The following is a 17,250-nucleotide window of genomic DNA, read 5'->3' as shown; positions in this document are numbered from 1 at the left end:
CAGGAACAATGCCTCGCAGTATCGCCAAGGGCCCCTTCGTGGACGACCACCTTCAGAAGAAGGTGGATGTCCAGAACGAAAAGGGCACCAAGAACCTCATCAAGACCTGGTCGCGTCGTTCGGTGGTCACCCCGGACTTCCTCGGCCACACCTTCGCAGTGCACGACGGTCGCAAGCACGTCTCGGTGTTCATCACCGAGTCGATGGTCGGCCACAAGCTCGGCGAGTTCGCTCCCACGCGGACTTTCAAGGGCCACGAGAAGGACGACAGAAAGGGCCGTCGTCGCTGACCTCGCGTCAGCACGGCAGCACGTCCCGACACCCAGAAGAAAGCAGGACAGCAATGGAAGCCAAGGCGCAGGTGCGGCATCTCCGCATGTCGCCCATGAAGGCTCGCCGCGTTGTGGACCTGATTCGTGGCAAGAGCACGGCCGAGGCCCTGGACATTCTGCGGTTCGCCCCGCAGGCCGCCAGTGAGCCCGTCCTCAAGCTCGTCGAGTCCGCGATCGCCAACGCGCGGGTGAAGGCTGATCAGGCAGGGGAGCGCTTTGACGAGCGCGACCTGGCCGTCGCCGCCGCCTTCGTCGATGAGGGTCCGACCCAGAAGCGGTTCCAGCCGCGTGCTCAGGGTCGAGCCTTCCAGATCAAGAAGCGCACCAGCCACGTCACCGTGGTCGTCGCTCCCGTGAACAAGTAAGGAGTCCCGAATGGGCCAGAAGGTCAATCCGAACGGGTTCCGTCTCGGGATCACGACGGAGCACAGCAGCCGTTGGTTCGCTGATTCCTCCAAGGAGGGTCAGCGCTACCGCGACTACGTCAAGGAAGATGTCGCGATCCGCAACCTCATGTCCAAGGGCATGGAGCGGGCCGGCATCTCGAAGATCGAGATCGAGCGCACCCGTGACCGTGTGCGCGTCGACCTCCACACCGCACGCCCGGGCATCGTCATCGGGCGTCGTGGCGCAGAGGCAGAGCGCCTGCGCGGTGAGCTCGAGAAGCTCACCGGCAAGCAGATCCAGCTGAACATCCTCGAGGTCAAGAACCCCGAGGCCGATTCCCAGCTGGTCGCTCAGGGCATCGCCGAGCAGCTCGCCGCCCGTGTCTCCTTCCGCCGTGCGATGCGCAAGGGCATGCAGTCCGCGCAGCGCGCCGGTGCCAAGGGCATCCGGGTGGCCGTCTCCGGTCGCCTCGGCGGCGCCGAGATGAGCCGTAACGAGTTCTACCGCGAAGGGCGCGTGCCGCTGCACACCCTCCGCGCGAACATCGACTACGGCTTCTACGAGGCCCGCACCGCCTTCGGCCGCATCGGCGTGAAGGTGTGGATCTACAAGGGCGACGTCACCGCCAAGGAGCTCGCGGCCCAGCAGGCCGCCTCGCAGGGTCCCCGCTCCGGCGGACGTGGAGCCCCGCGTGCAGAGCGCCCGCGCGGTCGTCGTAACGAGCGCAACGCCACCGCGCGTCGGGATGGCGGCACGGAGGGTGCAGCTCAGGCTGCCGCTCCCGCCGCAGCTCCCGTCGAGCAGGCCGCCGCTCCCGCACAGCAGCCCGGAACGGAGGCCTGAGCGTCATGCTGATCCCTCGCAGGACCAAGCACCGCAAGCAGTACCGACCGCACCGCAGTGGCATGGCCAAGGGCGGCACCGATCTCGCGTTCGGCGACTACGGCATCCAGGCTCTCGAGCCCGCCTACGTCACCAACCGTCAGATCGAGGCCGCACGTATCGCCATGACGCGCTACATGAAGCGTGGCGGCAAGGTGTTCATCAACATCTACCCCGATCGTCCGCTCACCAAGAAGCCTGCCGAGGTCCGCATGGGCTCCGGTAAGGGTTCTGTGGAGTGGTGGATCGCCAACATCAAGCCGGGTCGAGTCATGTTCGAGCTCGCCGGCGTCGAGGAGGAGGTGGCTCGCGAGGCACTCCGCCTGGCGCAGCACAAGCTCCCCATGAAGAGCCGCATCCTGAGCCGAGAGAGTGGTGACATCTGATGGCAGCGACCAAGCTCACCGCCGATGAACTCGACAAGCTGGACGACGCAAAGCTGGTGGAAGAACTTGCCAAGGGCAAGGACGAGCTGTTCAAGCTCCGCTTCCAGTCCGCGACCGGTCAGCTCGAGAACTCCGGCCGTCTGCGGTCCGTCAAGAAGGACATCGCACGGATCTACACGATCCTGCGCGAGCGAGAGCTGGGCATCCGTCAGGCCCCCGGCTCCGCCGAGTGACCGCGAAGCGAGGAACAGAGATGACTGACAACACCCAGGCCGAGACCCCGGCCGTCGAGGAGCTCGGCAAGGAGGGCGCGCACGCGTCCTCCCACGAGCGCCCCTACCGCAAGACCCAGCGTGGCTACGTGGTCTCGAACAAGATGGACAAGACCATCGTGATCGAGGTCGAGGAGCGTGTGAAGCACGCCCGTTACGGCAAGGTCACGACCAAGACGAGCCGGTTCAAGGCTCATGACGAGGAGAACAGCGCCGGCATCGGCGACCGTGTCGTCGTCATGGAGACTCGTCCCACCTCCGCCACCAAGCGGTGGCGTCTGGTCGAGATCGTCGAGCGCGCCAAGTGATCGGGCGGTCCCAGTGACCGCCCCGTGACCTCGAGAAGGGCCGGTCCTCCCCACAGGGAGGGCCGGCCCTTCTCGGCGTCCCTCCGGCTGGGCACGGAGCGCGCGCTCGCCCTGGACGGACGACATACCGGGCGGGGCGTTCTTCCTGCTCGGCCGACATGCCGGGGCGCGACGCCCATTTCGCCGATCGCTTCCGTACTTGGCAGATATCGGTGGATTCGGTGAGCGTGTCAGGGCTGGGGCTGGGGCTGGGGCTGGGGCTGGGGCTGGGGCTGGGGCTCGGGCTTGGGCTCGGACATTCCCGCGGGGGTCCCTCAGCGGGTCGCGAGATGGATCAGCAGCGCTCCGGCAAGGGCGTCCTCCGCCTGCGGGGCGGGCACCTCGCGTGCTGCCCCGTCTGTGTCGACGAGTGTCACGGTGAATCTGCCGTCCTCGGACCGTCGCAGCGCGACGAACGCTGCGCCCAGCGCCTCGCGGAGCTGATCCTCCCGGGGGATCCACACCGCTTCGTGCTGCTCTACGGAGTCCAACGCCCACTCGGTGGTGCCGTTGAAGCGGAAGAGCGGCACCCCCGTGCGGCCCTGACCCCGCTCGATCACCATCGAGGAGAGCATGAATGCCTCGTCGCGCAGCTCTCCGATGTCGATCACGAAGAGGTCGCCGTCGGCCGGCGTCCAGACCAGGCCGGCCTCCTGCAGTTTTCGGGCCACATCGATGTCGATCATGGGACGACGCTACCCCTCCTCCCTGATCCTGCACCATCCCTGATGTCCGGGGCGAGCGCCGAGGAGCGAGCCCGGAGAAGGTGAGCGCGAGAGCAAGCACACATGGTCGTGCCATGAGGAGGGGGTGACAGGCAGTGAGCGGGAGCGTAGTCTTGAACGGTTGCCGGAGAACTGTGCGCCGTGCCCTCGCGGGTGTCGGAGTCCAGCGCTCCGCGACAGGATCCTGATCACCAGATCCATCCTCGCCGGAGACCTCGTACGAGAGGCGAACGCCCCGCGTTCACCACGCCAGTGCCTGAGTCCGGCAGAGGGTTTTTTGGTGCCCGGGGCCGGTCGACGGCAGCGCCTGCGGTCCATGCTGTGACCAGGGGCGACGTCGTGCATGGTCCATATTCCGTTCCGCCAGGCTCGGCCTGCCCGCCCCCGCGGGTGGGAAGAGAACCGGTGAGACGATAGGAGAACGAGTGATTCAGCAGGAGTCGCGACTGAAGGTCGCCGACAACACGGGTGCCAAGGAGATTCTCTGCATCCGTGTTCTCGGTGGCTCCGGTCGCCGTTACGCCAGCATCGGGGACACCATCGTGGCGACCGTCAAGGACGCCATCCCCGGTGGCAACGTCAAGAAGGGCGACGTCGTCAAGGCGGTCGTCGTCCGCACGTCCAAGGAGGTCCGTCGCATCGACGGCTCCTACATCCGCTTCGACGAGAACGCAGCGGTGATCCTCAAGACCGATGGGGAGCCGCGCGGAACTCGCATCTTCGGCCCCGTCGGGCGCGAGCTGCGCGACAAGCGCTTCATGAAGATCGTCTCGCTGGCACCGGAGGTGGTGTGACATGGCAAAGATGAAGATCAAGAAGGGCGACCTCGTCCAGGTGATCACCGGTCGCACCAGCGACAGCGACGCCGCCGCAGCACGCGGCCTCGAGGTCGGCGACAAGGGCAAGCAGGGCCGTGTCCTACAGGTGTTCCCCGATTCCCAGCGTGTGCTGGTCGAGGGCATCAACCGCCGCACGCACCACGTCAAGCCCAACCAGGCTGGCGGCGCGGGCGGCATCGAGCAGCGCGAGGCCTCGATCCACGTCTCGAACGTGGCTCTGGTCGACCCGGAGGACAACAAGCCGACCAAGATCGGTTACCGCGTCGAGACCCTCGAGCTCGAGAACGGCCGCACCAAGCAGGTGCGTGTCCGCTTCGCCAAGCGCTCCGGGAAGGACATCTGAGATGAGCGAGACTGCCACCCAGGCGACCACCCCGCGCCTCAAGACCAAGTACAACGAGACCATCAAGGCTCAGCTGACCGAGCAGTTCGGTTACGGCAACGTCATGCTGGTCCCCGGTCTGACCAAGATCGTCGTGAACATGGGCGTCGGCGACGCCGCTCGCGACTCCAAGGTCATCGACGGTGCCATCCGCGACCTCGCGGACATCACCGGTCAGAAGCCCCAGGTCACCAAGGCTCGCAAGTCCATCGCGCAGTTCAAGCTGCGCGAGGGCATGCCGATCGGTGCCCACGTCACCCTGCGCAACGCCCGTATGTGGGAGTTCCTGGACCGCCTGCTGTCCACCGCGCTGCCCCGTATCCGTGACTTCCGCGGCCTGTCCCCGAAGCACTTCGACGGCAACGGGAACTACACCTTCGGTCTCACGGAACAGGTGATGTTCCACGAGATCGATCAGGACAAGATCGACCGCGTCCGCGGTATGGACATCACGGTCGTGACCACCGCGAAGACCGACGACGAGGGACGCGCGCTGCTCAAGCTGCTCGGCTTCCCCTTCAAGGAGAACTGATATGGCGAAGACAGCCCTGATCAAGAAGTCGGAGCGCAAGCCCAAGTTCGCTGTGCGCGGCTACACCCGGTGCCAGCGCTGCGGGCGTCCGCACTCCGTGTACCGCAAGTTCGGGCTCTGCCGAGTCTGCCTTCGCGAGATGGCTCACCGCGGTGAGCTCCCCGGCGTCACCAAGAGCAGCTGGTAAGGACTACCGCCAGAGGTCCCTCGTCGCATACATGGCGACCGAGGGAAACCAGGTGAGGAAGAAGCAACAGACATGACCATGACCGACCCGATCGCGGACATGCTGACGCGGATCCGTAACGCCTCAGGGGCGTACCACGAGACCGCGTCCATGCCGTATTCGAAGTTGAAGGCCCGCATCGCGGACATCCTGAAGGCAGAGGGCTACATCCTCGGCTGGACCGAGGAAGAGGCCGAGGTGGGCAGCAAGCTCGTCCTCGAGCTCAAGTACTCGGACAGCCGTGAGCGTGCCATCTCCGGGATCCGTCGTATTTCGAAGCCCGGCCTTCGCGTGTACGCAAAGTCCACCAATCTGCCCAAGGTCCTCGGCGGACTGGGCGTGGCGATCCTGTCCACGTCCTCCGGCCTTCTGACCGACCGGCAGGCAGCCAAGAAGGGTGTGGGTGGGGAAGTCCTCGCCTACATCTGGTGAGCGGGAGAGGAGACAAACAGCTATGTCCCGCATCGGACGCCTGCCGGTCGCAGTGCCGGCCTCAGTCCATAACGTCACCATCGAGGACCGCACCGTCACGGTGACCGGCCCCAAGGGCGAGCTCAAGCACGTCGTGCCTGCTCCCCTCACCGTCGAGCGCGGTGAGGACGGCACCATCGTGGTGAACCGCCCCGACGAGGAGCGCGAGAACAAGGCCCTCCACGGCCTGACCCGCACGCTCATCAACAACATCGTCCTCGGTGTCACCGAGGGCTACTCCAAGAAGCTGGAAATCGTGGGCACGGGCTACCGTGTGACCGCGAAGGGCACGGACCTCGAGTTCGCCCTCGGCTTCTCCCACCCCGTCACGGTGAAGGCGCCCCAGGGCATCACCTTCGTCGTCGAGTCGCCGGCCAAGTTCTCGGTCAACGGCATCGACAAGCAGCAGGTGGGCGAGGTCGCAGCGAACATCCGCAAGCTGCGCAAGCCCGAGCCCTACAAGGGCAAGGGTGTGCGCTACGCCGACGAGGTCGTGCTCCGCAAGGCCGGAAAGGCTGGTAAGTGATCATGGGTTACGCACTCAAGCACACCAAGGGCAACCGCGGCAGCAAGCTGCGCTCGCGCGGCCGTCGTCACCTGCGGGTCCGTCGTCGTGTCATCGGCACCGCCCAGCGTCCCCGCCTGGTGGTCACCCGCTCGGCGCGCCACGTCTTCGTCCAGGTCGTCGACGACGCCCTCGGCAAGACCATCGCGTCGGCATCGACCATGGAAGCCGACCTGCGCGGCACCGAGGCAGCGAAGACCGACAAGGCCCGCACCGTCGGCACCCTCGTCGCCGAGCGTGCCAAGGCTGCCGGGATCGACTCCGTCGTGTTCGACCGCGGCGGCAACAAGTACCACGGCCGTGTGGCCGCCGTCGCAGACGGTGCCCGCGAGGCTGGCCTGGCGCTGTGATCGCCGCCCGGACACAGGACGAGAAGAGGATCTGAATATGGCTGCACAGCAGCGTAGCAACGGTCCCGCGGCCTCCGGCCGTGGGAACGACAACACGAACACCAGCAACGATCGCGGCGCCCGTCAGGGCGGCAACGACCGCGGTGGGCGTCAGGGTGGCCGCGGCCGCGGACAGGAGGCCGAGAAGTCGGCATTCCTCGAGCGCGTCGTGAGCATCAACCGCGTGTCCAAGGTCGTCAAGGGCGGCCGTCGCTTCTCCTTCACCGCTCTCGTGGTGGTGGGTGACGGCGACGGCACCGTCGGAGTCGGCTACGGCAAGGCCAAGGAGGTGCCCGCGGCGATCGCCAAGGGCGTCGAGGAGGCGAAGAAGAACTTCTTCCGCGTCCCTCGCATCCAGGGCACCGTCGTGCACCCGGTCCAGGGCGAGGATGCAGCGGGCGTCGTCCTGCTGCGCCCGGCCGCTCCCGGCACCGGTGTGATCGCCGGCGGCCCGGTCCGCGCCGTTCTCGAGTGCGCCGGGGTGCACGACGTGCTCTCCAAGTCGCTCGGCTCGACCAACGCGATCAACATCGTGCGGGCGACTGTCGCCGCGCTCAAGATGCTCGAGGAGCCGGAGGCCGTGGCAGCACGTCGTGGCCTCACGGTCGAGCAGGTCACGCCGGCACCGCTCCTGCGGGCCCAGGCCGCGGGTCGTGCTGCGGCTCGTGCGCAGAAGGTGGGTGCCTGATGCAGATCAAGGTGACCCAGACCCGTTCTGACATCGGCGGCACCAAGAGCCAGCGAGCCACCCTGCGCGGCCTCGGCCTCAAGCGCATCGGTGACACCGTGGTGAAGGAAGACCGCCCTGAGATCCGCGGCATGATCCGCACCGTCACCCATCTGGTGACGTTCGAAGAGGTGGACTGACATGACTGATTCCAACCAGAGCCCTCTGAAGCTTCACGACCTGCGCCCCGCGCCGGGTTCCAAGACCGCACGCACCCGCGTCGGTCGTGGTGAGGCTTCCAAGGGCAAGACGGCCGGACGTGGCACCAAGGGCACCAAGGCCCGCAACACGGTGCGCATCGGCTTCGAGGGCGGGCAGATGCCGCTGCACATGCGGCTGCCGAAGCTTCGCGGCTTCACCAACCCGTTCCGCGTCGAGTACCAGGCAGTGAACCTCTCGACCCTGCAGGAGCTGTTCCCCGAGGGCGGCACTGTGACGGTCGAGGATCTCGTCGCCAAGGGCGCCGTGCGCAAGAACCAGCCCGTCAAGGTGCTGGGCGCCGGCGACGTGAGCGTCAAGCTCGACGTCACCGCCCAGAAGTTCTCCGCCTCGGCGGAGCAGAAGATCGCGGCGGCTGGCGGGTCCGTCACCACCGCGTGAGTCTCTTTTGACGGGGCACCGTGGCACAGAATAATCTGTGCGACGGTGCCCTGTCGTCATATCGGGGCCGGTCCGATGGCCGCGCAATCCCGCGGCACCCGGACGGACCGTGACACCCTTGGTCCCGTCCCCGGACCTCCAGGAGGGAAACAGGTGAACTCGTTCGTGCGCGCGCTGCGCACCCCCGAGCTGAGAGCGAAGATCCTCTTCACACTCGGACTGATCGCGATCTATCGCGCTGGTGTCTACATCCCCACTCCGGGATTCGACGCCACCAACGTGATGTTCTGTGCAGATCAGGCCGCCTCGGCCGGTGGCTCCAACGTGATGGGCATGATCAACATGTTCTCCGGTGGCGCCCTGTTGCAGCTCTCCATCTTTGCCCTGGGCGTGATGCCCTACATCACCGCGTCGATCATCGTGCAGCTGCTGCGCGTGGTGATCCCACGGTTCGAGGCCCTCCATAAGGAAGGGGCCTCCGGCACCGCGAAGCTCACCCAGTACACCCGGTACCTCACCATCGGTCTGGGCATCCTCCAGTCGACCACCATCATCACGCTGGTGCGCTCGGGCAACTTCTTCGTCGGCTGTCAGCTCGAGCTGGTCCCCGACCAGTCGATCCCCGTTCTGCTGTCCATGGTCATGACCATGACCGTCGGCACCGTGCTGATCATGTTCATGGGCGAGATGATCACCGAGCGCGGCATCGGCAACGGCATGTCGCTGATGATCTTCACGTCGATCGCCTCCTCCTTCCCGGGGTCCTTCTCCCAGGTGTGGCAGTTGCAGGGCTGGCTGACCTTCTCCCTGGTCATACTCGTGGCGCTGGTCGTCATGGTCGGCATGGTGTTCGTCGAGCAGTCTCAGCGGCGCATCCCTGTGCAGTACGCCAAGCGCATGGTGGGCCGGCGCATGTACGGCGGCACCTCCACCTACATCCCGGTGAAGGTCAACCAGGCCGGCGTCATCCCCGTCATCTTCGCCAGCTCGATCCTCGCCCTGCCGCAGATGGCCTCCTCCTTCGGTGATCCGGAAGCAGGATGGGTGCAATGGGTCAACACGCACCTGGTGCTCGGCTTCTCCTTCTCCTGGATCTACGCCGTGGTGTACGTGACCCTGATCGTCTTCTTCGCGTTCTTCTACACCTCGATCACCTTCAATGCGGAGGAGATCGCGGACAACATGAAGAAGTACGGCGGATTCATCCCCAACGTCCGCGCCGGTAAGCCCACCGAGAACTACCTGCGCTACGTGATCAATCGGATCCAGTCCGCAGGCGCCGTCTATCTCGCGGTGATCTGCCTGATCCCGCTGGTCGCTCTCGTCTATCTCGGAACCTCGCAGGACTTCCCGCTCGGTGGCGTGTCCCTGCTGATCATCATCGGCGTCGGTCTCGACACCGTGAAGCAGATCGATGCGAAGCTCCAGCAGCACCACTACGAAGGGATTCTTCGGTGAACACCTCCACCTCCGCCGCCTCGCCCGTCCAGGCCCGCCGCCTGCTGATCGTGGGCCCTCCCGGTGCGGGCAAGGGCACCCAGGCCGTGCGCCTCGCCGAGGAGCTCTCCATCCCGGCGATCTCCACCGGCGACATCTTCCGGGCGAACGTGTCCGGCGAGACCGAGCTCGGCGTGCTCGCGAAGTCCTACATGGACAAGGGCGAGTACGTCCCCGACTCGGTCACCAACGACATGGTCCGCTCCCGGCTCGGCGAGGCCGATGCCCAGGACGGATTCCTGCTCGACGGCTACCCCCGCACCCTCGACCAGGTGGAGGCCCTTGACGGGATGCTCACCGAGCTGGGCACGACGCTCGACGCCGTGCTGCTGCTCGTGGTGGAGACCGAGGAGGTCGTCGGTCGCCTCGTCGAGCGCGGCAAGCAGCAGGGCCGCAGCGACGACACCGAGGAGACCATCCGCCACCGGCTCGAGGTCTATTCGGAGCAGACCGCACCGCTGATCGATGTCTACGAGAAGCGGGACCTGGTGCGCCGGGTCGACGGCATGGCGGCGATCGACGACGTCACCACCTCGTTGCGCGAGGCTCTCGCCGGCCGATGAGCATCCTGCCGGAGCGCGTGCAGCTCAAGACCCCGGAGCAGATCCTCATGATGCGCCGCAGCGGGAAGCTGCTGCACCGTGTCCACGAGATGCTCGCCGCGGAGATCCGTCCCGGCATCACCACCGACGAGCTGGACACCCTCGCCCACGACATGATCCGCGATGGGGGCGCGACCCCGAACTTCCTGGGCTACCAGGGGTACCCGGCGACGCTGTGCATCAGCGTCAACGAGGTCGTGGTCCATGGGATCCCTGACGACCGACTGCTCGTCGAGGGCGACATCGTCTCGATCGACGGCGGCCTGATCATCGAGGGCTGGCATTCGGACGCGGCGCGCACGCACATCGTGGGCTCGCCGCGCTCCGTGGCCGACGAGGACCTGGTGGCCACCACTCGTGAAGCGCTCTGGGCCGGCATCGCCGCACTCGCCGCCGCGGACCGGGTGGGACAGGTCAGCGCTGCGATCGAGGACTTCGTCAGCGAGCGGGCGGGGGAGTCGCTCTCGCATCTCGAGGGCTTCGGCGGCCATGGGATCGGCACGGCGATGCACGAGGCTCCCGACGTCATGAACTACCGCACCCGCTCCCGGGGCCCCAGGGTGCGCCCGGGGATGTGCCTGGCGATCGAGCCGATGCTGATCCAGGGCCCCGGCAACTGGACGCTCGAGGACGACGACTGGACCGTGCGGGCCACCGCCGGGGGGCGTGCCGCCCACTCCGAGCACTCCGTCGCCGTGACCGAGCAGGGTCTGCTGGTGCTCACCGAGGGCGACGGCGGCGTCGCCGAGCTCGCGCTGCGAGGCATCGTGGCGGCACCGGATCCGCTGGCCGACCCTGCGGCGTGAGCCGGCTGCCGAGCTGGCTGCAGGGCGCTGAGCTGGCTGCGGGGCAGGGCGACCCGCGGGGGAGACCCCCGCGTGACGTGACCGGTGTCATCACTCTCGCCCCTCGCCTGATCCGTGAGGCGCGTGTAGGCTGATCCATCGGGTGTGCTCCGTGCACGTCGTCCTCATCGCAGGTCGTGCAGTCCCGTCGCGCCGATCGATCCAGCGGCTCAGCCGTGACGATCAGCGAGGCCGACGACACGCGCAGCGCGCACCCATGTCGACCACCGTACCGTCACCTGACGGTCGGTGAGCACAGCCTGAGAATTCAGGAACGCGGAACTCGGCACCGGCTTGCCGGGGGCGAGAGATTGGGGAGGCATGGCGAAGAAGGACGGCGTGATCGAGGTCGAGGGCTTGGTGACGGAGGCGCTCGCGAATGCGCGTTTCCGTGTTGAGCTCGACAACGGGCACAAAGTGCTCGCGCACATCTCCGGGAAGATGCGCCAGCACTACATCCGCATCCTTCCCGAGGACCGTGTGGTCGTCGAGCTGAGCCCCTACGATCTCGACCGTGGCCGCATCGTGTACCGCTACAAGTGATCGTCCCGGGAGAAGGAAAGCTATGAAGGTCAATCCGAGCGTCAAGCCCATCTGTGACAACTGCAAGGTGATCCGTCGCCACTCGCGCGTCATGGTGATCTGCTCGAACCCCCGTCACAAGCAGCGCCAGGGCTGAGCGGAGCACTCCGCACATCCCGGCTCCTGCCGTGACAGCCGCCCTCGAGGCGGCAGCCCTGAAGGGCACCGTCCGATCCGTCGGGCACACATAAAAGAAGAGACGATACCACCGGCCCTCGGGCCGGCCACCCGCAGCGCGGAGGCTGCGGCGTCCAGGGGAAAGACCCGGGCGAGGTGTCGGATCAGGCCTCCGAGACAGTAGGAGAATTTGCACATGGCACGTCTGGTGGGAGTAGACCTTCCGCGCGAAAAGCGCCTCGAAGTCGCCCTGACGTACATCTTCGGCGTGGGCCGCACCCGCGCCCTGGAGACCCTGGCCGCGACCGGCGTCTCCGGTGACCTGCGCGTGCGCGAGGTCAGCGACGAGGACCTCGTCAAGCTTCGCGATCACATCGAAGAGAACTACATGGTCGAGGGTGACCTGCGCCGCGAGGTCGCCGGTGACATCCGCCGCAAGGTCGAGATCGGCAGCTACCAGGGTCTGCGCCACCGCCGTGGTCTTCCGGTGCACGGCCAGCGCACCAAGACCAACGCGCGCACCCGCAAGGGCCCCAAGCGCACGGTCGCCGGCAAGAAGAAGACCCGCTGATCCACGGCTCCTGCCGTCGGACCGCGGGAGTCTTCGGACCCGTCGTCACTTCGCGCCGCTGAGGGACCCGGCGCACCCGAAACCCACCAGAGGAGTACTGCCGTATGGCATCCAAGACCCAGCAGGCCGCTGCGCGCAAGCCGCGCCGCAAGGACAAGAAGAACATTGTCAACGGCCAGGCTCATATCAAGAGCACATTCAACAACACGATCGTGTCCATCACGGACCCGAACGGCGCCGTCATCGCCTGGTCCTCCGCGGGCCAGGTCGGCTTCAAGGGCTCGCGCAAGTCGACCCCCTACGCCGCGCAGATGGCCGCCGAGGCCGCAGCTCGCCGTGCCCAGGAGCATGGCATGAAGAAGGTCGACGTCTTCGTCAAGGGCCCGGGCTCCGGCCGCGAGACCGCGATCCGCTCGCTCACCGCGACCGGCCTCGAGGTCGGTTCGATCCAGGACGTCACCCCGCAGCCGCACAACGGCACCCGCCCGGCCAAGCGCCGCCGCGTCTGACCTCTGCGGTCGTGGCGGGGGCGCTGCTCCCCGCCGGACCGTTCCGTGCCGGGCGGGGCTTCTGCCGCGCCCGGCACCCTGGACACCACTCACCTTCTAGGCCCATCGCCCCCTTCTGAGCGTCATATGGCGGACGCTCGCTGAAAGGATCCACAGTGCTCATTGCACAGCGCCCCACGCTGACCGAAGAGGTCGTGTCGGACAACCGCTCACGGTTCATCATCGAGCCGCTCGAGCCGGGCTTCGGCTACACCCTCGGCAACTCCCTGCGTCGCACCCTGCTGTCCTCGATCCCCGGAGCTGCGGTCACCTCGATCCGCATCGACGGTGTGCTCCACGAGTTCAGCACCGTTCCCGGCGTCAAGGAGGACATCACCGAGGTCATCCTCAACGTCAAGAACCTGGTCGTCTCCTCCGAGAACGACGAGCCGGTCGTGATGTACCTGCGTCGTGAGGAAGCCGGTCGCGTCACCGCCGCCGACATCACCCCGCCCGCCGGTGTGGAGATCCACAACCCCGACCTCCACATCGCGACTCTCAACGAGAAGGGCCGCCTGGAGATCGAACTGATCGTCGAGCGCGGTCGCGGCTACGTCTCTGCTTCGCAGAACAAGGGCGTCGACGGAGAGATCGGCCGGGTTCCGGTCGACTCGATCTACTCGCCCGTGCTCAAGGTGACCTACAAGGTCGAGGCGACCCGTGTCGAGCAGCGCACCGACTTCGACAAGCTGATCGTCGACGTCGAGACCAAGCCCGCCATCTCCCCGCGTGATGCGGTCGCGTCGGCAGGCAAGACCCTGGTCGAGCTGTTCGGTCTGGCACACGAGCTGAATCAGGAGGCGGAGGGCATCGAGATCGGCCCGTCGCCCACCGACCAGGCTCTGGCCGCCGATCTGGCGCTTCCGATCAACGATCTGAACCTCACGGTCCGGTCGTACAACTGCCTGATGCGCGAGGGTGTCCACACCGTCGGCGAGCTGACCGCCCGTTCCGAGGCCGATCTGCTCGACATCCGCAACTTCGGCCAGAAGTCCATCGACGAGGTCAAGGCGAAGCTCGTCGACCTCGGTCTGTCGCTGAAGGATTCCCCGGCCGGATTCGATCCGTCGGCCCTGGACTCCTACTCCGACGGCTTCGGCGACCAGTACTGACCTTTTTAGTCTTCAAGGAGAACGACCATGCCTACCCCCACCAAGGGTGCGCGCCTCGGCGGATCCCCCGCGCACGAGCGGATGATCCTCGCCAGCCTCGCCACCGAGCTGTTCCGCCACAAGGCGATCACCACCACCGAGACCAAGGCCAAGCGCCTGCGTCCCCATGCGGAGCGCCTCATCACCCAGGCGAAGAAGGGCGATCTCGCCTCTCGTCGTCGCGTCATGGAGACCGTCCGTGACAAGGGCGTCGTCTACACCCTGTTCGAGGAGATCGCCCCGAGCTTCGCGGAGCGTCCCGGCGGCTACACCCGCATCACCAAGGTGGCTCCCCGTCGCGGCGACAACGCCCCGATGGCCGTCATCGAGCTGGTCACCGAGGAGTTCTCGGCCAAGCAGTCCGTGGTGAAGGAGGCTGAGGGCGCCGCCAAGAACGACGCCAAGGCTGCCGACACCGCTGCTGCTGAGGACATCGCTCCGGTCGAGCCCGCCGAGGGCGCCGAGCAGCCCGGTGAGGACACCGGCATCGAGCGCGTCACGCCGGAGGAGCCCGCCGAGGGCGCCGAGGACACGACCGACACCAAGTGAGCGCACGGCTCTGAGCAGAGCCATCGCCCCACACCGAGGGCGCGACTCCTGATCGGATCGTCCTGCGCCGGAGGCCTCGCCACTACCGTGGCGAGGCCTCCGGCGTTTCCATGGGGGTTCTCTCTGCACCTAGCGTCACCTATTCGCGCCTGAGATCGCACGTGAGGCCGACTCCTTCTCTGCGCGAGCTCTTGGCGCCGGTCTGCGGGACGCAACGGGAAGTCATGCGATCGTGATCGGTCGGCCACCTTTTCTCCACCGGGACTGGAGACAATTCATTACAGCTCCCGAGAAGAATGGACTGCTTCCCTATGCGCCTGCGTATCGTTCCTGCACTTATGTCAGCACTTGCCGTGCTAGCGCTTGCCATGACCGGGGCGGTGGCAGATCCGGGCGAGCCGGAAGATGGGCCGGCTCGATCGGGAACGCACCCCGATGAAGTTGATGCCGCTTCCTCTCCCACGATGGTGGGAAATGCACGTGAGGATACGCCGGACGTGGTGTCCCGGGCCGCGGGCCTCGGCGAAGAGGCCGAGTCGGTGGCTCCGGAGGATTCCGACGCCGGCATGCCTGGCGAACGCCACGATGACATCGTCGAGCCGATTCTCGAAGGTGTGCCCAGCAAGAAGGTGAGCACTGACGGTGCTGATCTCGTGGGCGTGATCTGGGACCTTGGTCAAACGCCGGATCGTGTAGAAATTAGAGCGCTGAGCGCCGAGGGGTGGGGTGACTGGACCCACGCTCCGGCGGCAGAATCTGAAGAGAGCGAGACCGTCGGCACCGATCCGTTCTGGATCGGCGACGCCATTGAGGTCGAGGTTCGCGCGATCGACGGAGATCACACCGCGACCGATCACCTGCGGGTGGAGCTCATCGATACCGAGGCAGTCGCCGCGGATGACACGACAGCGGCGGAGGCGGAGTCCACTGAGGGCTCCGACGTCGTCGCCGAGGATGACGGCACAGCCGTGGCAAGTGCTTCCGGGACCGGTTCCGGTGTCGCATCCGCGGGGGTGCCGGTGCTCCGCCCGACGACTTCGGGCGCCGGTTTTTCACGGGCTGCGCCATCGACCTCTGTGCCGGGGACAAGCGCCCCGGTGATTATTTCCCGCGCGGGCTGGGGAGCGAACGAGTCGTGGCGTGGAGGCTCGGCCTCCTATGCGGGCGAGACTGAGGCCGCCGTGCTGCACCACACCGCGGGCTCCAACTCGTACACACGGTCACAGTCCGCGTCGATCGTGCGCGGGATCTACAGCTACCACACCCGCACGTTGGGGTGGAACGACATCGGATACAACGTGCTCGTCGACAAGTACGGTCAGATCTTCGAGGGCCGGGCCGGCGGTCTGCACCGGAATGTCATCGGCGCCCACGCGCTCGGGTCCAATACCGGTACCTTCGGCGTCTCCATCATGGGTAACCATTCGAACGCTGTGCCCTCGTCGTCCGCGCAGAACGCCGTCGTGAGAATCGTTGCCTGGAAGCTGGGCAGCTCCTACATCTTCGACGTCAATGATCGTGTGACCGTGGACAATAAGGCCCAGCTGCGGTTGTTCGGTCACCGCGATGCACGCCAGGGGGCTACCGCCTGCCCCGGTGCCCGGGCGTACGCACTGATGCCTGACCTCCGCAGTCGTGTACAAGAGGCCCTCGGCGGTTACAGGACCGCTTCGCACCACAGATGGGTTGATGCCGGCGGTCGCAGCGTTCTCGGAGCTGTCGTGGAGAGTGAGGCCGTCGTCGACGGTCAGCGGACCACCCGCTACAGCTCGGGCATGGAGATCGTGCACAGCAACGAAGGCGCGGTGATCACCGACCCGACTCTCGACCTCTCCTTCGACCGCATCGGCGGCAGCGATCGCTATGAAGTGTCGGCGAACGCTTCCCAGAAGGCTTTCCCTCGCGGGGCGGCTCACGTGATGATCGCCTCCGGTGAGCTGTACTCCGATGCTCTGGCATCAGCGCCGATGGCAGCTCGCGTCGGCGGGCCGCTGCTCCTGGTGCGCGAGAACGTGATCCCTTCATCTGTGCTTGCGGAGCTCCGCCGACTGTCCCCGGACCGGATCACCATCGCAGGTGGCGCACCGACGGTGTCCGCGCAGGTGGAGCGCCAGCTGAGCAGCGTGACCGGCGCGACGGTCGACCGCGTCGGCGGCAAGGACCGCTACGAGGTCTCCGCCGGCATGGTGCAGGACGGCAAGCCGATCTTCGTCGCGTCGGGCGAGCTGTACTCCGACGCGCTCAGCGCCGGCTCCGCGGCCGCCCTCACCGGTGGCTCTGTCGTATTGACCCAGAAGAACTCGCTCCCGGCTCCGGTCGCTGCAGCGATCGCCCGGAACAAGAACCAGAATGTTTACATCGTCGGAGGTACGCCCACGGTGACCGAGAAGGTGGAGCGCGAGATCCGTGACCTTGGGGTCGCTCCGTTGCGCGTCGGTGGAAAGGACCGATATGCCGTCTCCGCGAACCTTATTGACACCGTGAAGCCTGGCGGTTCCAAGACGGTGTACGTCGCTTCAGGGATGGTCTTCTCCGACGCGCTGTCCGCGGTGTCGATCGCGTCAGTGTCTTCGAGCCCGGTGATGCTTGCGCTACCTCAAACGATGCTCATCGACACTCGGCTGTATCTGCGCGAAGGGCCGACGTCTCGTGCGGTCCTGGTGGGCGGGGAGCCGACGTTGTACCGGTCGATCACTCTGGGGTGAGGTGGGGCTTGAAGCTCCGCG

The 17,250-nt window shown here is 66.5% G+C and carries 27 protein-coding genes; 26 read left to right on the top strand and 1 reads right to left on the bottom strand.

The annotated features are described in order from the left end of the window. The first annotated feature begins 8 nt into the window (after positions 1–8). From rpsS to rpsQ, 6 genes are read left to right on the top strand one after another with little or no spacing between them, the layout of a single operon-like run. Positions 9–290 carry a 30S ribosomal protein S19 gene (gene rpsS, locus Q0937_RS01110; protein ID WP_299298807.1) on the top strand — a complete coding sequence of 94 codons (282 nt, stop codon included), beginning with the start codon at positions 9–11 and terminating at the stop codon, positions 288–290. Between the two features lie 53 nt (positions 291–343). Continuing rightward, entirely contained in the window at positions 344–697 is a 354-nt protein-coding gene (gene rplV, locus Q0937_RS01105) for a 50S ribosomal protein L22 (protein WP_299298804.1), read from the top strand. 10 nt (positions 698–707) lie between these two features. Beyond that, on the top strand, positions 708–1,562 hold the full coding sequence (gene rpsC / locus Q0937_RS01100; protein WP_299298801.1) for a 30S ribosomal protein S3: 855 nt from the start codon (positions 708–710) through the stop codon (positions 1,560–1,562). A 5-nt stretch (positions 1,563–1,567) separates the two neighbouring features. Then, positions 1,568–1,987, top strand: a complete 420-nt coding sequence (gene rplP, locus Q0937_RS01095) for a 50S ribosomal protein L16 (protein WP_299298798.1) — start codon at positions 1,568–1,570, stop codon at positions 1,985–1,987. Then, positions 1,987–2,220 carry a 50S ribosomal protein L29 gene (rpmC, locus tag Q0937_RS01090; RefSeq protein ID WP_299298795.1) on the top strand — a complete coding sequence of 78 codons (234 nt, stop codon included), beginning with the start codon at positions 1,987–1,989 and terminating at the stop codon, positions 2,218–2,220. Before rplP ends, rpmC begins: the two co-directional genes overlap by 1 nt. Before the next feature lie 20 nt (positions 2,221–2,240). Then, entirely contained in the window at positions 2,241–2,567 is a 327-nt protein-coding gene (rpsQ, locus tag Q0937_RS01085) for a 30S ribosomal protein S17 (RefSeq protein ID WP_299298792.1), read from the top strand. A gap of 314 nt (positions 2,568–2,881) precedes the next feature. Here rpsQ and Q0937_RS01080 read toward each other — a convergent pair whose 3' ends face one another. Beyond that, positions 2,882–3,292, bottom strand: coding sequence for a hypothetical protein (locus tag Q0937_RS01080; RefSeq protein ID WP_299298789.1), 411 nt, complete (start codon positions 3,290–3,292; stop codon positions 2,882–2,884). Between the two features lie 464 nt (positions 3,293–3,756). Between Q0937_RS01080 and rplN the strand changes: the two genes are divergently transcribed. The 20 genes from rplN to Q0937_RS00980 all read left to right on the top strand — a co-directional run bounded on the left by rplN (position 3,757) and on the right by Q0937_RS00980 (position 17,229). Beyond that, positions 3,757–4,125, top strand: coding sequence for a 50S ribosomal protein L14 (gene rplN / locus Q0937_RS01075; protein WP_096798618.1), 369 nt, complete (start codon positions 3,757–3,759; stop codon positions 4,123–4,125). Between the two features lies 1 nt (position 4,126). Beyond that, entirely contained in the window at positions 4,127–4,513 is a 387-nt protein-coding gene (gene rplX, locus Q0937_RS01070; RefSeq protein WP_299298779.1) for a 50S ribosomal protein L24, read from the top strand. A gap of 1 nt (position 4,514) precedes the next feature. Then, positions 4,515–5,084, top strand: coding sequence for a 50S ribosomal protein L5 (gene rplE / locus Q0937_RS01065; protein WP_299298776.1), 570 nt, complete (start codon positions 4,515–4,517; stop codon positions 5,082–5,084). 1 nt (position 5,085) lies between these two features. Further along, entirely contained in the window at positions 5,086–5,271 is a 186-nt protein-coding gene (locus tag Q0937_RS01060) for a type Z 30S ribosomal protein S14 (protein WP_193103395.1), read from the top strand. 72 nt (positions 5,272–5,343) lie between these two features. After that, positions 5,344–5,742, top strand: coding sequence for a 30S ribosomal protein S8 (gene rpsH, locus Q0937_RS01055; RefSeq protein ID WP_299298766.1), 399 nt, complete (start codon positions 5,344–5,346; stop codon positions 5,740–5,742). A gap of 22 nt (positions 5,743–5,764) precedes the next feature. Continuing rightward, on the top strand, positions 5,765–6,307 hold the full coding sequence (rplF, locus tag Q0937_RS01050; RefSeq protein WP_299298763.1) for a 50S ribosomal protein L6: 543 nt from the start codon (positions 5,765–5,767) through the stop codon (positions 6,305–6,307). 2 nt (positions 6,308–6,309) lie between these two features. Then, positions 6,310–6,696, top strand: a complete 387-nt coding sequence (rplR, locus tag Q0937_RS01045) for a 50S ribosomal protein L18 (protein ID WP_299298760.1) — start codon at positions 6,310–6,312, stop codon at positions 6,694–6,696. A 37-nt stretch (positions 6,697–6,733) separates the two neighbouring features. Beyond that, on the top strand, positions 6,734–7,423 hold the full coding sequence (rpsE, locus tag Q0937_RS01040) for a 30S ribosomal protein S5 (protein WP_299298757.1): 690 nt from the start codon (positions 6,734–6,736) through the stop codon (positions 7,421–7,423). Next, positions 7,420–7,602, top strand: a complete 183-nt coding sequence (rpmD, locus tag Q0937_RS01035) for a 50S ribosomal protein L30 (RefSeq protein WP_299299622.1) — start codon at positions 7,420–7,422, stop codon at positions 7,600–7,602. Before rpsE ends, rpmD begins: the two co-directional genes overlap by 4 nt. 1 nt (position 7,603) lies before the next feature. Next, positions 7,604–8,062 carry a 50S ribosomal protein L15 gene (rplO, locus tag Q0937_RS01030; protein ID WP_299298754.1) on the top strand — a complete coding sequence of 153 codons (459 nt, stop codon included), beginning with the start codon at positions 7,604–7,606 and terminating at the stop codon, positions 8,060–8,062. 153 nt (positions 8,063–8,215) lie between these two features. Next, on the top strand, positions 8,216–9,520 hold the full coding sequence (gene secY, locus Q0937_RS01025) for a preprotein translocase subunit SecY (protein WP_299298751.1): 1,305 nt from the start codon (positions 8,216–8,218) through the stop codon (positions 9,518–9,520). Then, the gene (locus tag Q0937_RS01020; protein WP_299298748.1) at positions 9,517–10,122 is read left to right on the top strand and encodes an adenylate kinase; all 606 of its coding nucleotides are present in this window, start codon (positions 9,517–9,519) and stop codon (positions 10,120–10,122) included. The genes secY and Q0937_RS01020 overlap by 4 nt, the downstream gene beginning before the upstream one ends. Beyond that, positions 10,119–10,967, top strand: a complete 849-nt coding sequence (map, locus tag Q0937_RS01015; protein WP_299298745.1) for a type I methionyl aminopeptidase — start codon at positions 10,119–10,121, stop codon at positions 10,965–10,967. Before Q0937_RS01020 ends, map begins: the two co-directional genes overlap by 4 nt. 360 nt (positions 10,968–11,327) lie before the next feature. Next, positions 11,328–11,549: a translation initiation factor IF-1 gene (infA, locus tag Q0937_RS01010; RefSeq protein WP_299298742.1), complete on the top strand. Its 222-nt coding sequence runs from the start codon at positions 11,328–11,330 to the stop codon at positions 11,547–11,549. 22 nt (positions 11,550–11,571) lie between these two features. Beyond that, entirely contained in the window at positions 11,572–11,685 is a 114-nt protein-coding gene (gene rpmJ, locus Q0937_RS01005) for a 50S ribosomal protein L36 (RefSeq protein ID WP_299298739.1), read from the top strand. A 216-nt stretch (positions 11,686–11,901) separates the two neighbouring features. Continuing rightward, positions 11,902–12,276, top strand: a complete 375-nt coding sequence (gene rpsM, locus Q0937_RS01000) for a 30S ribosomal protein S13 (RefSeq protein WP_299298736.1) — start codon at positions 11,902–11,904, stop codon at positions 12,274–12,276. A gap of 104 nt (positions 12,277–12,380) precedes the next feature. Then, positions 12,381–12,785 (top strand): 30S ribosomal protein S11, encoded by a 405-nt coding sequence (rpsK, locus tag Q0937_RS00995; protein WP_299298733.1) that lies wholly within the window; start codon positions 12,381–12,383, stop codon positions 12,783–12,785. Positions 12,786–12,940: 155 nt separating this feature from the next. Further along, the gene (locus Q0937_RS00990) at positions 12,941–13,936 is read left to right on the top strand and encodes a DNA-directed RNA polymerase subunit alpha (protein ID WP_299298730.1); all 996 of its coding nucleotides are present in this window, start codon (positions 12,941–12,943) and stop codon (positions 13,934–13,936) included. A 27-nt stretch (positions 13,937–13,963) separates the two neighbouring features. After that, positions 13,964–14,524, top strand: a complete 561-nt coding sequence (gene rplQ, locus Q0937_RS00985) for a 50S ribosomal protein L17 (RefSeq protein WP_299298728.1) — start codon at positions 13,964–13,966, stop codon at positions 14,522–14,524. 311 nt (positions 14,525–14,835) lie between these two features. Further along, positions 14,836–17,229: a cell wall-binding repeat-containing protein gene (locus tag Q0937_RS00980; protein WP_299298725.1), complete on the top strand. Its 2,394-nt coding sequence runs from the start codon at positions 14,836–14,838 to the stop codon at positions 17,227–17,229. Positions 17,230–17,250: the final 21 nt, after the last annotated feature.

The sequence above is a fragment of the uncultured Brachybacterium sp. genome (assembly GCF_947500705.1).
In the GTDB taxonomy this organism is placed as follows: Bacteria; Actinomycetota; Actinomycetes; order Actinomycetales; family Dermabacteraceae; genus Brachybacterium.
This window is presented reverse-complemented; position numbering and strand designations above follow the sequence as displayed.

Bases quoted from the DNA above. Each gene is read 5' to 3' on its own strand.
- rpsC (WP_299298801.1), top strand. From the start codon at position 708: ATGGGCCAGAAGGTCAATCCGAACGGGTTCCGTCTCGGGATCACGACG.
- infA (WP_299298742.1), top strand. From the start codon at position 11,328: ATGGCGAAGAAGGACGGCGTGATCGAGGTCGAGGGCTTGGTGACGGAG.
- rpsS (WP_299298807.1), top strand. From the start codon at position 9: ATGCCTCGCAGTATCGCCAAGGGCCCCTTCGTGGACGACCACCTTCAG.
- Q0937_RS01060 (WP_193103395.1), top strand. From the start codon at position 5,086: ATGGCGAAGACAGCCCTGATCAAGAAGTCGGAGCGCAAGCCCAAGTTC.
- rpsM (WP_299298736.1), top strand. From the start codon at position 11,902: ATGGCACGTCTGGTGGGAGTAGACCTTCCGCGCGAAAAGCGCCTCGAA.
- rplR (WP_299298760.1), top strand. From the start codon at position 6,310: ATGGGTTACGCACTCAAGCACACCAAGGGCAACCGCGGCAGCAAGCTG.
- rplV (WP_299298804.1), top strand. From the start codon at position 344: ATGGAAGCCAAGGCGCAGGTGCGGCATCTCCGCATGTCGCCCATGAAG.
- rpmC (WP_299298795.1), top strand. From the start codon at position 1,987: ATGGCAGCGACCAAGCTCACCGCCGATGAACTCGACAAGCTGGACGAC.
- rplX (WP_299298779.1), top strand. From the start codon at position 4,127: ATGGCAAAGATGAAGATCAAGAAGGGCGACCTCGTCCAGGTGATCACC.
- rpmJ (WP_299298739.1), top strand. From the start codon at position 11,572: ATGAAGGTCAATCCGAGCGTCAAGCCCATCTGTGACAACTGCAAGGTG.
- rpsH (WP_299298766.1), top strand. From the start codon at position 5,344: ATGACCATGACCGACCCGATCGCGGACATGCTGACGCGGATCCGTAAC.
- rpsQ (WP_299298792.1), top strand. From the start codon at position 2,241: ATGACTGACAACACCCAGGCCGAGACCCCGGCCGTCGAGGAGCTCGGC.
- rpsK (WP_299298733.1), top strand. From the start codon at position 12,381: ATGGCATCCAAGACCCAGCAGGCCGCTGCGCGCAAGCCGCGCCGCAAG.
- rpsE (WP_299298757.1), top strand. From the start codon at position 6,734: ATGGCTGCACAGCAGCGTAGCAACGGTCCCGCGGCCTCCGGCCGTGGG.
- map (WP_299298745.1), top strand. From the start codon at position 10,119: ATGAGCATCCTGCCGGAGCGCGTGCAGCTCAAGACCCCGGAGCAGATC.
- rplE (WP_299298776.1), top strand. From the start codon at position 4,515: ATGAGCGAGACTGCCACCCAGGCGACCACCCCGCGCCTCAAGACCAAG.
- rplP (WP_299298798.1), top strand. From the start codon at position 1,568: ATGCTGATCCCTCGCAGGACCAAGCACCGCAAGCAGTACCGACCGCAC.
- rplQ (WP_299298728.1), top strand. From the start codon at position 13,964: ATGCCTACCCCCACCAAGGGTGCGCGCCTCGGCGGATCCCCCGCGCAC.
- Q0937_RS01080 (WP_299298789.1), bottom strand. From the start codon at position 3,292: ATGATCGACATCGATGTGGCCCGAAAACTGCAGGAGGCCGGCCTGGTC.
- rplF (WP_299298763.1), top strand. From the start codon at position 5,765: ATGTCCCGCATCGGACGCCTGCCGGTCGCAGTGCCGGCCTCAGTCCAT.
- rplO (WP_299298754.1), top strand. From the start codon at position 7,604: ATGACTGATTCCAACCAGAGCCCTCTGAAGCTTCACGACCTGCGCCCC.
- Q0937_RS00980 (WP_299298725.1), top strand. From the start codon at position 14,836: ATGCGCCTGCGTATCGTTCCTGCACTTATGTCAGCACTTGCCGTGCTA.